This window comes from Paraburkholderia nemoris, from assembly GCF_905221015.1.
In the GTDB taxonomy this organism is placed as follows: domain Bacteria; phylum Pseudomonadota; class Gammaproteobacteria; order Burkholderiales; family Burkholderiaceae; genus Paraburkholderia; species Paraburkholderia nemoris.
On record NZ_CAJNBO010000033.1, the window covers coordinates 42,879 to 56,837 of the forward strand.

General features: G+C 60.7%; 11 protein-coding genes and 1 pseudogene. 5 read left to right on the forward strand and 7 right to left on the reverse strand.

The window, feature by feature from the left end; all coding sequences use genetic code 11:
• Position 1 precedes the first annotated feature (1 nt).
• Genes KHO33_RS35285 through KHO33_RS35300 form a run of 4 tightly spaced genes read right to left on the reverse strand, consistent with a single transcriptional unit; the run spans position 2 to position 5,965 of the window.
• Positions 2-364 (reverse strand): hypothetical protein, encoded by a 363-nt coding sequence (locus tag KHO33_RS35285; RefSeq protein WP_046564588.1) that lies wholly within the window; start codon positions 362-364, stop codon positions 2-4.
• Positions 361-2,244, reverse strand: a complete 1,884-nt coding sequence (locus KHO33_RS35290) for an integrase (protein WP_200567412.1) — start codon at positions 2,242-2,244, stop codon at positions 361-363. Before KHO33_RS35290 ends, KHO33_RS35285 begins: the two co-directional genes overlap by 4 nt.
• The gene (locus tag KHO33_RS35295) at positions 2,241-4,121 is read right to left on the reverse strand and encodes a hypothetical protein (protein WP_046564586.1); all 1,881 of its coding nucleotides are present in this window, start codon (positions 4,119-4,121) and stop codon (positions 2,241-2,243) included. Before KHO33_RS35295 ends, KHO33_RS35290 begins: the two co-directional genes overlap by 4 nt.
• Entirely contained in the window at positions 4,118-5,965 is a 1,848-nt protein-coding gene (locus tag KHO33_RS35300) for a site-specific integrase (RefSeq protein WP_236074764.1), read from the reverse strand. Before KHO33_RS35300 ends, KHO33_RS35295 begins: the two co-directional genes overlap by 4 nt.
• Positions 5,966-6,017: 52 nt before the next feature.
• Here KHO33_RS35300 and KHO33_RS35305 point away from each other — a divergent pair, with 52 nt between their 5' ends.
• Complete coding sequence (locus KHO33_RS35305) at positions 6,018-6,509, forward strand: hypothetical protein (protein ID WP_234480796.1); 492 nt, start codon at positions 6,018-6,020, stop codon at positions 6,507-6,509.
• A 339-nt stretch (positions 6,510-6,848) separates the two neighbouring features.
• Here the strand turns inward: KHO33_RS35305 and KHO33_RS35310 are convergent, their stop codons facing one another.
• On the reverse strand, positions 6,849-8,195 hold the full coding sequence (locus tag KHO33_RS35310) for a PQQ-dependent sugar dehydrogenase (RefSeq protein WP_200567413.1): 1,347 nt from the start codon (positions 8,193-8,195) through the stop codon (positions 6,849-6,851).
• A 607-nt stretch (positions 8,196-8,802) separates the two neighbouring features.
• On the opposite strand from KHO33_RS35310, the gene KHO33_RS35315 reads away from it, so the two are divergent.
• The 3 genes and pseudogenes from KHO33_RS35315 to KHO33_RS42325 form a co-directional block, all read left to right on the forward strand.
• The gene (locus KHO33_RS35315) at positions 8,803-10,263 is read left to right on the forward strand and encodes an ISKra4 family transposase (protein WP_200567414.1); all 1,461 of its coding nucleotides are present in this window, start codon (positions 8,803-8,805) and stop codon (positions 10,261-10,263) included.
• Between the two features lie 114 nt (positions 10,264-10,377).
• Complete coding sequence (locus tag KHO33_RS43030) at positions 10,378-10,515, forward strand: hypothetical protein (protein ID WP_407946211.1); 138 nt, start codon at positions 10,378-10,380, stop codon at positions 10,513-10,515.
• Between the two features lie 36 nt (positions 10,516-10,551).
• Positions 10,552-11,058 (forward strand): annotated as a pseudogene (locus KHO33_RS42325) (hypothetical protein); the annotation flags it as partial.
• Here the strand turns inward: KHO33_RS42325 and cysM are convergent.
• Together cysM and KHO33_RS35340 are read right to left on the reverse strand one after the other, a co-directional pair.
• Positions 11,028-11,930, reverse strand: a complete 903-nt coding sequence (gene cysM / locus KHO33_RS35335; RefSeq protein ID WP_200567418.1) for a cysteine synthase CysM — start codon at positions 11,928-11,930, stop codon at positions 11,028-11,030. The pseudogene KHO33_RS42325 and the gene cysM sit on opposite strands and share 31 nt — an antisense overlap.
• A gap of 72 nt (positions 11,931-12,002) precedes the next feature.
• The gene (locus KHO33_RS35340; RefSeq protein WP_200567419.1) at positions 12,003-12,485 is read right to left on the reverse strand and encodes a universal stress protein; all 483 of its coding nucleotides are present in this window, start codon (positions 12,483-12,485) and stop codon (positions 12,003-12,005) included.
• Between the two features lie 263 nt (positions 12,486-12,748).
• Here KHO33_RS35340 and KHO33_RS35345 point away from each other — a divergent pair, with 263 nt between their 5' ends.
• The gene (locus tag KHO33_RS35345; RefSeq protein WP_234480797.1) at positions 12,749-13,870 is read left to right on the forward strand and encodes an NAD(P)H-dependent flavin oxidoreductase; all 1,122 of its coding nucleotides are present in this window, start codon (positions 12,749-12,751) and stop codon (positions 13,868-13,870) included.
• The last annotated feature ends 89 nt before the right edge of the window (positions 13,871-13,959 follow it).

The window sequence follows — 13,959 nt, forward strand, 5'->3', positions numbered from 1 at the left end:
TCTAGCGCGTCTGCAAGGGCAGGACGCTACCACAACGCAGGGCGGCCAGTTCTTTGCGCAGGCTGAACACCTGACGCAGCAGTGCAAGTTCACGAGCCAGCGATTCGTCAAGCTGACCTTGCAGATCCTTCGCGTCGCCCTTCGCGCGGTTCAGACGGTCGGTCAGTTCGAGCTTCGGGCACTCGGCCACAGCGTTGGCCGCGTCGATCGCTTCGATCAGACCGGCGAACTGCGGGCGCGACTTCTTGATGCTGCCCTTCTTGCGGCCCGCCTCGATCGCCACGGTGTCGTTGTTGATACGCGCACCCTTGCGTTTCTTCAGCCGCTCAAGGGCGGCGTAGTAGTCGGTCATGGCGTCGCTCATGTTGCCTCCGGGTTGATCAGTTTCTCTTGCGCGCCAAGCAGTCGTTGCAGCGCTTGCGCCTCGATACGGTATTCGACGCTGACCTCATCGACCGCACGCAGCTTGTCGACCATAGTCTGCTGGGCCTTGATGACGCGCTGAAGCTTCGACGGCACGACCACGAGGTTACGGCAGTCCGATTCAAGGCAGTCCAGACGCATCCAGTCGAGTGGCGTCGACGTGCACCGCTCGACGCTGACACAGCCGCCCAGCACCGTCTCGCGGTATGCCAGTTCGCCCTTCTCGAACATCCTGAGCGTCTGCTCGCGCGAGTAGACCGAGACAGGCGACGCCTGTACGGCACGACTCTGCGTCCATGCTGCGTGCCCGCCGAACAGTCGTTCGTCAGAGAACAGCACCTGCTCGGCGTACGCAAGATACTCGGACAGGCCCTTCGTCTCAACCCATTCCTTCGCGAAGTGAGCCTTATCGGTATCGATGAAGGCCTTCGCGAACGCTGAACCACGAGCGTAGTACATGCTCATCTCTTGCGTGATGTGCTGCAACTGACGCTTGAGCGTCGGCAGCGTTACGAGCCCGCTGCGTTGCGCGTACAGCGCGAGCGTACGGCGAAGCTGATGACGCGTGAACGGCCACTGCCGACCGACCGCGTATTTCGGCTCGTCCTCCCATGCGCGGTGCATGTCGACACGCTTTAGTTCAGCGATGTCCTCGACCGTGATCATCGGGAAGACTCGCTCACGAAAAGCTTCGACATCTTTATGTATGGTACTCGCCGGCCGGTTTGCGACGTACTCAAGACGCAGACCCATTCGACAGAACAGCAGGTGCGACCCGTCCGTCGATTCGGCGTAGCGCTGTGCGCCGTGCGCGCGGTGCGCCTCGCCCGACAGCCGTTGCGCGAGTCTGACGGCACGAGCCGCGAGTGGGCTGGTCACCCAGCACGCGCGTTTTGGGCGCCCGCCCGACAGCTTGGTCGTCACGCCCTCGATGGTGTAGTGCGTCACGCCATCCAGACGGGTCTCGTTCAGGCAGTTGTACGCCAGGTTCTGCGCTTCCATCGCGCGCATGCCGGTGAGCGAAAGGATGACAAGCTGGCATAGCGCGTTGATCGACGCGACAAGCGACAACACGATGTAAGGGGAGTTCTTACACTCGAAGTGGGCAGCAGCCGTCACCAGTGCGACAGAGACCTCAGGGCTCTCGCCAGCGTATGCGCGTGCGAGGTAGTCCGGCAGCACGTCAGCGACGCCCTCAGCGATGCCGAGGTCATCCTCACAGCTCGACAGGAAGTGCTGGTAGATCCGCGTCGGGATGACCGTGTATTGTGAGCTTCCGGCGCGTTGCGCGGAGCGTTCGAGCAGAGGCTTATGCAGTTGGGCCAACGGCACGCGCAGCCCTGTGGTCTCGGCGGTCAGCCGATGAAGCTTCGTCAGAATCGGATGAAGGCGTTGGGCTTTCATCTCCATCCCCGCTTGCGCCACATAGTCCAGAACAACGGCGACGTTGGATAGCCCCTCGTAGAGCGTAAGCTGGCGTTCGGCGGCAAAGAGGGCGAATTCTTTCACATAAAATGAACAAGATTGAAGCGTACTGGACGCAGGTACCGTATCGTTCGCTTCATGCATCAGAAAGTACATGACCTGCTTCCACTGACGCGTACTCGCATCTGAAAGGGCGCGGCTCACGCCGTCAGGCAGGTGCCCCCTGAAATGGATATGGGTGCGGCGCGGTCCAATCGTATATGCACGGATGTCCCAGGCGTCGTCACCAAACAACGAAGCAGGGTGTCCAGCCTTGTCGCGCGTGACGACTGCATCGTCCTCGACCCGATACCAGCCGGGGCGCTCGGGGAGCGGCGCGATCAGCGTATTGTTCATGCAACTCCCAATTCGTAAAGCTGATCGAGCTTGCTCAACCAGAAAGCGTCCAGATTTCCATCAAGATCAACGTCCTGCTCGATCTGATCGACCAGCGCGGCGTCGCGCTTGCGTAGTTCATTCAGGAGGAAGTCAACCCGTCGCAGCATCGCGCCGAACGAGCTGTGGTACTGCTCGATCGAGCCAGCACGCCCGCCTACGAGCCTGACGCAGTGACGGCAGCTCAGCAGTTTGCGGATGTCGGTGGCGTCAGCGTGCACGCGGTACTGTTCGCAAAAGAGACACCCTTCTGTCGAGCGGCAGTCAGGCTGTACGGTGACCGAAGCCGCGATCGGCAACGGCTTGTGGAACTCGATGCAGACGCCAACCGCGCTCTTTATGCTGCCCGCCGGGTCGTTGCCGGGCTTCAGCACGGTCTTCTCGACCGAAGCGAGGAACGCGCCCATCTCAGCCTTGTGCGCGGCGTCCGTGCCGTTTGAGTACGAGCGCAGCGCCGTGTCCAACGAGTGCCCCATCAGCCTGGCTGCGACGACAGGGCCGTGATTGCTGACCGCCCAATCCTGCTTCGCCGCACGCCACTGACGTGCGCTAATGCGCGGCAGCACAATCCCGAGCGTGTCGAATCGACTGTAAAGCTGAGCCAGGAATTGGGTTGAGAGACCCGTTAGCCGCCGCTGCTGTGCGTGATGCCCGACTACGACGAACAAGGTGTCCCAGTCTGCGTCGCGCACCAGATATTCGCGCAATGCCAGATAGGCCTTGAGCTTTGGCATGAAGGCCAGCGAGACGGTGAACCTAACTGCCTTCCCTCCTGTACGGTATTTGACCTCGCGAAACTTCTGACGTACGACCGACGCATCCTGCAGGCTCGCGGCAAGATCCGGGCTCCACTTCATTGCCAGCAGCTGCGCGAGGTTGACGCCCGTTTCGGCCAGAAACAGCGCGGCAAAGCAAACGGCCGCCATCGAAGCGTGCGAGCGACGGATCGGTGACTGCGGGTCCCCGTTCGCCGCCGTAAGATGTTTAGCCGTTAACCTGGCGATGGCCCACGAACGGTGACGAGGATTTTTGGCTCCGGCCTCAGCCATGCGCGTCCTGAGTTCCTCCCGGGTGCGCGGCACTCCCATCTCCAGATTCCAGCCAAGCAGGCCGGGCGAGTCGTCGCCTTCACTACGGTCATATGAGTGCGGAACAATGCAAAAACTCTCACCTCGCGCCGTGGTCACGCGCACCGGGTACGGCTTGAAGTCGAGCACCAGCGAGCTGATGCTGCTGAAGAGCGCGTCAGCCCACGCGAGCAAGACTGCTTGTGCCGCGGTGTCAGGCACAATAGTCGGTACAGAAGCATCCTGTTGGTGACGCAGGACCTTCGCATCGGTGCAGAAGTCGTCGTTTCTGAAGAACGCACGTAGCACCGACAACAGATTACGCTGGATCTGGGCGACGTTATTGTGATTCAGGTTGCCCAGCGAGACCTGTTCGCGCTTCTCACGGAAGTAGCGATCAACCGCCTGCGCGGTAGCCATCTCGTCATGGAGCACCTGATGCAAGCCATGCCTGTCGGCCCAGTTGACGAAGTCAAGCACGACGCGCAGAACAAAATAGATCGTACTCGGACGCAGCGCGCCAAGTGTCATATGCTCGGAAAGCTGCGTCACCAGCAGACGTACGACCTTGGTGCGTTCGCTGCTGAAGCTTCTGTGGTCGAAAGTGTGTCGCGTACGCTGCGCGCTCGACGTGTCACGCGTCAGGTAGCAGATCTGCCCGATATCGGAACGGTTGCGAAAGCCTTCCCACTTGAGCAGCGCGCGCTCGGGGTGCAGCAGCGTCATGGTCTCCGCGAGCGGCATGCACACGTCCTCGTACTGGCGGCTCATGCTGCCGCCTCAGTGTCGAGGGTGCGCGTGACCAGTGTCGATAGGTGTGCGCCCCAGTTATCCTGCACAGCGTCGAACAGCTTGCGGTTCTCGCGGTAGCTGAGGTATCCCTCGGTCGTGGACAGGCGTGCGTGCCACATCAACTGCCGCAACTGATCGAGCGCCCGCGTGTACTTCGTCTCATCCGCTGTCATCGCGTCGACCATGTTCAGCCCGAAGGTCGCGCGCAGGTCGTGGAAGCTGAACTCGTACCTGGGGTTGCCGAGCTGCGCGCGCATCATGGGCAACAGTTCGTCCTTGATGAACTGGCGCACCGCCTGCCCAGTCTTGACGTGGCGGCGCACCTGCGGGCCATTGCTGACCGGGCCGCGCGATGCGCGATCCTCGTAGAGCGGCGCACCGCGATGGCTCAGAAAAAGCGGCTGGCCGGGGTGATCGCCGCCCTCTGCCAATTTTCGGCGCTTGCACGCACGATCGCTGTGCACGTAAATGTACAGTCGCTCGTAGAACCCGCGCGGCAGGTGCAACACACCCTTGACACCGCTCTTTGTGTCGATGCCTGTACCGGGCCCGCAGGCGAGACGGATGTCGTCTCCGTGAAACTCGCCCGGCTTGCGCATCACGTGTTTCGCGCGCACGGTTAGTACCGTCTGGATGCGAGCGCCCGTCAACAGTGCGAACAGATGAACGAGCGTCATCTCGGTATTGCCGAGCGCAGCTAACGATTCGAGCATAACCGACTGCTCGGAAGAAGGGAGCGGGCGCAGGCGACCGCCGTCCTGAATGCGATCTTCCCACGGGTCTTCCGCGTGGCGACCGCTGATCGACAGGCCCGTGGTCTTGACCTCAATCACATTGCTGAAACCCTTCTGGTCCTTGAACTCGATGAAACGGTCAGATTCCATCCACGGCGCGTTCGCAGGCTTGAAGTCCGCTTCGGTCATGAGCCAGCGATAGAATCGCACCACAGCACCCATACGACGCCTGGCGACGCCCGGAGACAGTTCGCCTGCCTGCACGGCTAACCTGATCGATGCGCTATAGCGATAGGTTGGACGTTGCCGCTTGTTCACGGGGAACGATAGCCAGTCAACGCCCTCATCATCCAGATAACGACGGAACGCCACCAGGTCGTCTGCGATGCTGGCGAATGTCAGCATATTGGGCGACGCTTTCGACTCCATCATGTCGATGAGCCAGACGTTTGCCTCAGCCCACGGCGCGCCGTCAGCGAGTCGGACAACAGGGAAGAGAGGGAAGGTGCCTGCGATCCACCGCGGACGTGCGTCGCGCCTCTTGCCGGTGTCGGGGTCCGCGAGCGGGATCGTGTAATAGATGGTGACGCCCTCGGGCGTGGTGATGCTGATCGGTGACGCGCCGGGAGCGTAGCTATCAACGACCTCGCTCAGTGGCAGTTGCCGGATGGTGGTTCGTCTTGCGATCATCGCCCAGATTTTCCTCTGTTGTGTTTGTGGAGGTGTCTGCTTTAACACAGCCTGCGAGTATCGGCAGATCGTTCCTAACTTGCGCATATCGGCCGCGAGTACAACAAGGACGACATTGCCGCGGCCTTGCAGGCGAGCCTGATGCCACATACAGCCCGCGCTTCGAAGATTCCGGCGCTGGCGGTCAGACCCGGCGGAGGCTTCCCGTCCGAAGCGATTCCCGGTACCGCGAGGGCGTGCTGGGGCACGTTCCGCTTTGACGCTGCGAAGGCACATTTCGCGAAGGCGACACTTGAGCGCCTGACCCAGGTCATCGGCTGCACAGCCGACAACGGGCCACTGGGCCAGAAGAACGAACGCGCGCTGATGAAGCGCGTCTTCGATCAGCTCGCGTCGCATTTCGCGCACAGATTGCCGGCGACCACGGGCAGCGATCCGCGCGCAGTCGAACGTGGGGGCACTCTCAGTGTCCGCGGACAATGCGCTCGGTGGCACGGCGGGCGGCGTGATGTTTGACGGCGGAACGCTGCAGCTCGGCAGCAGTTTTGACCTCGCCAGTACGCGTGCGCTGTCGGTTGCAGCAGGCGGCGGGACCATTGATACGCAGGGCTTCCAGTCGACGGTCGCACAGGACGCGACGGGCACGGGATCATTCTTCAAGACTGGGTCCGGCACGCTGACGATCGACGGCTCGCTCGTCGGTCCGATCGCTGCGGAGGTGCAACAGGGCACACTCGTGCTCAACGGCAGCGGCGCGCAGCGTACTGGCAGCGTGACGGTGGATCAGCCTGGTACGCTGCAGGCGAGCGCGCAGAGCCTCCCTTCGACGGTCACGAACAACGGTCTCGTGCAATTCGAACAGAATGTCGGGAGACCGAAGCGAAATGGCATCACCTCCCTTCGCATTACCCGCCGACGCAGACCTGGTACATCAAATGGGTAGAGTGGAAAAAAACCGGCCTGCTGTCGAAAGTTATGGAAGCATTGGATATGAACGGCGCTTCAGACGGTAGCTGACAGGCCTTGCGCCTGGCCCCCGAAATGGCGTCGCTCGAAATCTAGCAAAGTAACTATAACCGGCCCAGTTTCCTGATGCGCCCGTGGCGACGGTGTCATGTCACTTGAAGGCGCGCCGGCGCACGGGGACTACGATCTGACTCCACTGGAGAAGGCGAAGAGCGACCGGTTCACGCCATGCTGCTCGCGTGCTATATGCGATTCACTTGCGCTGGATGTGTAGCACGGCACTTTCAACTATTCTTTTTTGAACTTGAGCACGGATTCATTTTCCCGGCGACAAAATATGCGCCGAGTTGATGCTGCTATCCGGTGCGATTCGCCAGACGGTGTTACCGACGTCGTCCGCCACGAGCAAGGCCCCGTGCGCATCCAGCGCGACGCCGACAGGTCGTCCCACGGCGTGGCCATCCGCCGTCAGGAAGCCGCTCAGAAAATCCTCCGGGGCGCCCGCAGGCTTCCCGCCGACAAATGGCACGAATACCACTTTATAGCCGGTGCGCGGCTTGCGGTTCCATGATCCATGCTGACCAACAAATGCGCCGCCCCGATAGTGCGTTGGGAACAGCGTCTGGTCGTAAAAGACAAGACCTAGCGACGCCGTATGATTGCCGAGGGCATAGTCCGGAGCGATGGCCGTGGCGACCAGATCAGGGCGTTGAGGTTTGACGCGTGTGTCGACGTGCTGCCCGTAATAGCTATAGGGAAAGCCATAGAACGCTCCATCTTTTACGGCGGTCATGTAGTCCGGTACAAGGTTGTTACCGAGATCGTCCCGCTCGTTGACTGCCGTCCACAACGCGCCGCTGTCCGGTTGCCACGCGAGGCCGTTGGCATTGCGCAATCCTGTTGCATAGGGACGCAAGCGAGCGGTGTCTACGTCAAACTCAAGGATACGTGCGCGGCCCTGTTCGGCGTCGATTCCGTTTTCTCCCGCGTTGCTATTTGAGCCTACGGTAATGTATAGATGCTTGCCTGAGTGATCCGCGAGGATATTCTTTGTCCAGTGATGATTGATCGGGCCGGCTGGCAAGTCGGCAACCTTAAGCCCAGGGCTGGTTATCTGGGTGGCGTCCGTCGCATAGTCGAAACGCAGCAGGGCGTCCGTATCGGCAACGTAGAGTTTATTGCCAATGAGCGCCATTCCGAACGGCGAGCGCAGGCCGCGGAGAAACACGGTTTGCGTCTGGGCGATGCCACTGCCGATTGCATCGCGTAACAGCACGATGCGATCGGGACTCGTCACCCCCGCACCAGCGCGCTTCATGACCTGTCGTCTGATCCAGCCAAATATGCCACTTCCTTCGTCGTGCTCTTTGGGTGCATCGCTTTCCGCCACCAGTACGTCGCCGTTAGGCAGCGTGTAAAGCCAGCGCGGATGCGCCAGGCCGCCGGCGAACTCGGTGACGGAAAAGCCGTTGGGAGCGGTGGGTACGAAACCGGCGGGGCGCGCCTGAACGGGCGCGATGTTGACCATGGGAATGAACGTCGATTGTGGAGCAGGCATGGCGGGCGAGCTGCCGAAACCGGTATCGCTTGAACTTGATGGTCCGAGGGCGCAGGCGGCAAGCGGCAAAACCAGCGAAGCAGTCAGACGATATAGCAGACGCATGTTTGTTCCCAGCGATAAGCGTTAGTCAATGACCCGTGAGAAGGACAGCAAGAAGCCTGCCCGGCAGAATGCCTGCCACGCTGCAAAGCGCTCGCCGAGCCGTTTGCAGTTAAGCGAAGCCCGTAACAAATGTCCCTGCGGATGTCACCTGCGCGCGAAACGTTGACGAATGGGTCCGACTCGATGGGAAGACCTGAGCGCTCTCATGCTTGCGCAAGCCACACGGCACTCGCCTTGGTGCGGGGCAGATGGCTTTTTTTGGTCCGGTTGCAAACCCGCATTGGCATTGACGAAGACAGTCTTGACGTTTGCCACTTGGGCTATCTCAGCCTTTGTCGCCGAATAGCAGCGCAACTGATCGGTGACGATCTTGCTCGGCAGTAGTACTGAAGATCTCGTCCCGGAGGCGTAGACGAGAGTGAACCAAACCGTGGGAGGCCATTTCCGTCGACTTGACCGCCGTCATAGACGGCGCGACGGCGCCTTACCCGATGGGATGCGGCGCGTGGAACCTGCGAAGTTTCTAACGAAGAGGGCCCAGCGAGCCCGCCCGGCAACCTCGCTGTATCAGCTACGCTGGCGACGTTGCCAACCGATCGGAGTTGCTATGCGACTGATCATCGAGGCCCGCCTGGAGGGTGGGAAAACGAGTGAGACTGAAGCGACGACCGTTGCTGTTGTGGAACGAAAGGACCGGAGCGTCGCCGACCTGGGACTCACACTTGCCGAAGGCCGCGCCTTGCTCGCCGAGGTTCAATCGTTACTGGTGTCAGAGCAGACTGCCGGGTGGATGGAGAGCCAATTGGCTTGCCACCGTTGTGGCTCGATGCTGGCGCACAAGGACGCCCGGTCGATCGCGCTGCGAACCGTGTTTGGCAAGGTCAAAGTGCCGAGCCCGAGGCTGTGGACGTGTAGCTGCGCGGCAAAGCCGGGGCAACCGCGCCGCTCTGTGAGTCCGCTGTGCAAGGCTGTACGTCAACGTGTGACGCCGGAATTGGAGTACCTGCAGGCCAGGTGGGCCGCCCATCTACCCTACCGTCAAGCCACCGAGTTGCTTCGGGAGGTCCTCCCGCTGGACAAAGGGATCTCCTTCGGTAGCACCCGTCGTCGGATCCTTACCGTTGGTAGCGCGCTGGACGCGCAGATTGAGCGCGATATCGCGTCTGGACCAAAAGTGGAGAGCACAGTGCAGGTTCGAGAATCGACCACCGTGGGTTGCGTGAGCGTTGACTCGGCGTGGTTGCGCTTTAGCAGCAGCCCCAGGAGCCGCAAAGCGGCGCGCGACCTTGCCGAGCTGAAATCGCCCTGGGCGCAGAAGTTGACTCAGGATCGACATGTCAACGTCGTCGCGGGCCGAGCAACTCTCGCTGATCACACCCCGCGTCTCTTTGCGTATGTGCATAAGATGGTGCCATCGGCGCCCGCACGGCTAGACCAATTCCTCTTTGAAAGTGGCGTGGGTCAAGACGAGCGAGTAACCGTGATTAGCGATGACGCCGGCGAATTTTGCAAGGCTGTGGACGGCAGCCAGCTCGCCAGAGCAAGGATCCTGGACTGGTTTCACATAGCGATGAAGTTCAAGGCTGCCAGGAGTTCGGTGTTCGGAAACAAAACGATCGAGCCCGACGACCGAATTGCAGTAGAGACAGCGATCGATCACGCCAAGTGGCTGGTTTGGCATGGAAGGGGCCAGCAATCAGTATTCCGTATCAAAACATTGGATGCCACGCTCATGGTGAACGACGGCTATGAGTATTCGACGTTATACTGGAACCTGCGCCGTCTGTTTTTTTACATCGAGAACAACGCCGGTGCGCTCGTGAACTATGGCATGCGCTATCACAAGGGGCAACCAATCAGCAGCAGCATTGCCGAGTCCGCGGTGAACCTGGTGGTCAGCCACCGCATGGCGAAGAAGCAGCAAATGCGATGGACGGACAAGGGAGCCCACTATCTAGCGCTGGTTAGGGTTGCAGTTCTCAACGAAGAATTTTCGGTTGAGAGACTTGCCGAGTTAGCCAGGGCTTCTGTAGCTGCGAACTCACCGAATGCGCACCGAGCGGCTTGAATTCAGCTCCCACGGTTTGGCTCACTCTCGCCTACGTCTGCGGCAGCTCTTCGGCAACGACCCCGGTGGGGCGAGCGCCTGAGCGTCGACGCAGCCGGTCTTTACCTCGACTACCTGAAGAACAGGGTGATCGACGGGACGACCGCGCACCTCGGGAAGCTTGCTGGCGAATGCAGCCTCGCGGAGCCGATCGATGCCATGTTCAGAAGCGCAACAATCAATGTGACTGAGCGACGCGCTGCGCTCCAGTAGTGCAATATCGGCATCTGAGGCTTCGGTCTCGGCCCGGCGATGGCTCACAAAGCGCCGCGTCATTACAACCAGCGCGACATGACATCGAGCTTTACCTCGAACGTCGACGATACGGATTTCTCGGAAGCCACGCGCGATCTCAACCCCAAGGAGACACTGTTTTTCGTCTGTCCGAAAACCTTCACAACGCAGGAGACGCTGACCAACGCCCATCTGGCCCGCGCGGGGAGCCTGCGCAAGCCGGGCGACGAGCGCGTGATACACCGGCACTTTGTCGCGGTGTCGTCCATCGCTTAGGCCGTCGCCAGTTTCGGCATCGACACCGCCAACATGTTGCGCTTCTGGAATTGGGTGGGTAGTCGTTATTGCCATGAACTTAAGAAAGAGCGACGCTTGGGACACAGCATCCGGCCACCAATGGAACTAGCAATGCCCAGCCCTCGTCGGCGCTCACGATCGGCTCCGTCTTCCGAGATCGCGTTCAGTGCCAGACAAGCATCTCGCGATGTCCATCACGCTGGAAACGCGCCAGTCGATAGATAACGATCGCCCCGATCGCAAATAACAAACACGATCGTAGCATTTTCAACTTCCCGGGCAATGCGCATTGCCACCGCGCATGCGCCGCCCGCTGAAATCCCGCAGAAAATCCCCTCGATCGCGGCAAGACGTTGCGCTGCGGCTTCAGCCGTTGCCTGACCCACCGACTCGGTTCGATCGATCCGCGTGGGTTCAAAGAATGCCGGCAGATATCCGTCGGCCCATTTGCGTATGCCTGGAATCCGCGAGCCCTCGTCAGGTTGCACCCCGACGATCTGAACGGCGGAATTCTGTTCCTTCAGAAACCGGCTTGCACCCATGATGGTTCCGGTCGTCCCCATGGCCGAAACGAAATGCGTTACGCGTCCCTGAGTTTCACGCCAGATCTCCGGACCGGTGCCTTCGTAATGTGCAAGCGGATTGTCGGGATTGGAGAACTGATCGAGAACGATGCCGCGGCCTTCCTGTTCCATCTGCGCAGCGATGTCCCGCGCGCACTCCATACCGCCCTTGGCAGGCGTCAGAATTATTTCGGCGCCATACGCCGCCATGCTGCGACACCGTTCCTCTGAGACATCCTCCGGCATGAGCAGCACCATCCGGTAGCCCCGCAGCGCGGCCACCATGGCGAGTGCGATGCCAGTGTTGCCACTGGTCGCTTCGATCAGCACGTCGCCAGGCCGTATGCGTGCGCGACGCTCGGCCCCTCTGATCATCGAGAGTGCCGCGCGATCCTTGACCGAACCCGCAGGGTTGGTGCCCTCCAGCTTGCCGAGGATGACGTTGTTGCGCGCCCGGATCGTTTCATCTGGCAGACGAACGAGTTCGACGAGTGAGGTGTTGCCAATGACGGCCTCAATGGTTCTGTAGGTCATGTTCCATAGTATTCGCGAGGGGTGAAAACCACGGCTGTCGGATCGTTCGGCTACGAGCTTTTTTCGATGCCCTTATGCATGAGCGGAGAGTGTCTCTACCGGATCGTGAGCGTTCGCGTGTTCTGGGTCCATAGCGACCAGTACTGCGCAGGAAATCCTGTCCAGCAGCAATCTATCGTTATTGCCACTCCACCATCGCCGCACCGGGCCGCTTCGGCGATGTCCCACGACGACCAGATCGGCCTTCAACTCACGGGCAAAAAACGGGATATGGACCAGCGGGTCGCCAATCGCGAAATGAGGCGTTGCGATGACGCCGCGCGCAGCGAGCGTCTCGATGCCGTCGTGGAGTATCTCCCTCGCAGACTGCTCCAATGCGTCGAACGGCACGGCCGACGCAACGTCGGCCCCTTGCGTCCACGCCAGGCTATTCAGAACGGCAAGCAGGTGCGTTTCCGCATTAAGCTGCTCCGCTAATGAGGCGCCATGACGTAACGCCCGCCGCCCTTCACGGGTTGCGTCATAACACAACAGGATGCGCCCGAATGCAGACATATCGTCACTCGCTCCGATTCAGGAAACCCCGCTATCCAGCAGCCGGGCGGCGGATGTGCAACCGTTCGAATGGCCGTCGCTCAGGAGCGCGGCAGCACAACGATGGAGATCACATCACCTCGAGATCATTATATATCATCATGTGATGTATTTGTGTTTTACTCTGACTACCTGACTGGTTCGGGCAGGAGCGGTATGAGTCCGTCTTTCGAAACAATCATGTCATGATATGAAGTGACGGAAGCTGTTCCCGGATTGCACAAATGGCGGTGCCCGTCACCGGACTGGTGGGCGCTGGCGGGAGTCAACTCGTCGATCTTCAGGGCACTTCCATCCTCTATCGAAAAGGTATTCCGATGGCTATAGAGATGACGTCGTTTGCTACGCCACTGACCCGGCTGCTGGGGTGTCGGTATCCCGTGATCTCAGCGGGAATGGGCGGTCCGGCGCGTTCCGGGCTTGCAGCCGCCGTTTCCCATGCAGGCGGATTTGGCCTGCTGGGTATGGTGCGCGAATCGCCTGAGCGGATCTCCCGCGAGATTGCTGCGGTGCGGGCTGCCACGGATCAGCCGTTCGGCGTCAATCTGATCCCATCCGCGACGGACCCAAGTCTCCTCGCGGCAGAACTCGATGTCTGTCTGGCCGCCCGCGTTCCCGCGATATGTTTCTTCTGGGACGTCGTAGCTGACGTGGTCGCCCGAGCGAAAGATGCCGGCGTGCTGGTGCTCTATCAGGTCGGTTCACTCGAGGGCGCGCTCGCCGCTGAACAGGCGGGGGCCGATGTCGTGATTGCACAGGGTATTGAAGCAGGCGGCCACGTGCGGGGGCGTACGGGGATCCTGACGTTACTTCCCGAGATTGTGAGGCATGTGCGTATCCCGGTTGTCGCGTCGGGCGGGTTCGCGACAGGCGCAGGCCTCATAGCGGCGCTCGCGCTCGGCGCGGCAGGAATTCACTGCGGTACGCTTTTTCTTGCCACGCATGAGTCTTTCGCGCATGACTATCACAAGCAGCGCATTCTCGCCGCCCAGGCTGGGGATACGGTCTATACCGATCTGTTTGCGATTAACTGGCCGCCTCACTCTCCCGTGCGCGTCCTGGCAAACAGCGTGACCGGGAGAGCTGGAAATAACCTGCTCGGACACCACCCGGACAGGCTGCCGCGCGATCTGATCGCCTACGACAACGGGCGGCCGATTTACCGGTTCAGCACCGATTCGCCATTGCGCAGCACGGCGGGAGATCTTGAGCAGATGGCGCTCTATGCCGGCGAATCGGCATCGCTCGTCGATCGGGTCGCTAGCGTTGCTGAGGTCATCGATCGGCTGTTGAGTGAGGCAAAGGATGCCTCGTCGCGGATCGCGTCGTTATGCGTGCACACCTGATGTCGTTCGTGAACCGTTCGCCAGATGATCAACGTCCCTGATCCTGACGCGTTCACGTCGAACGTGGCCGGTGGCACGGCGAAGTCTAT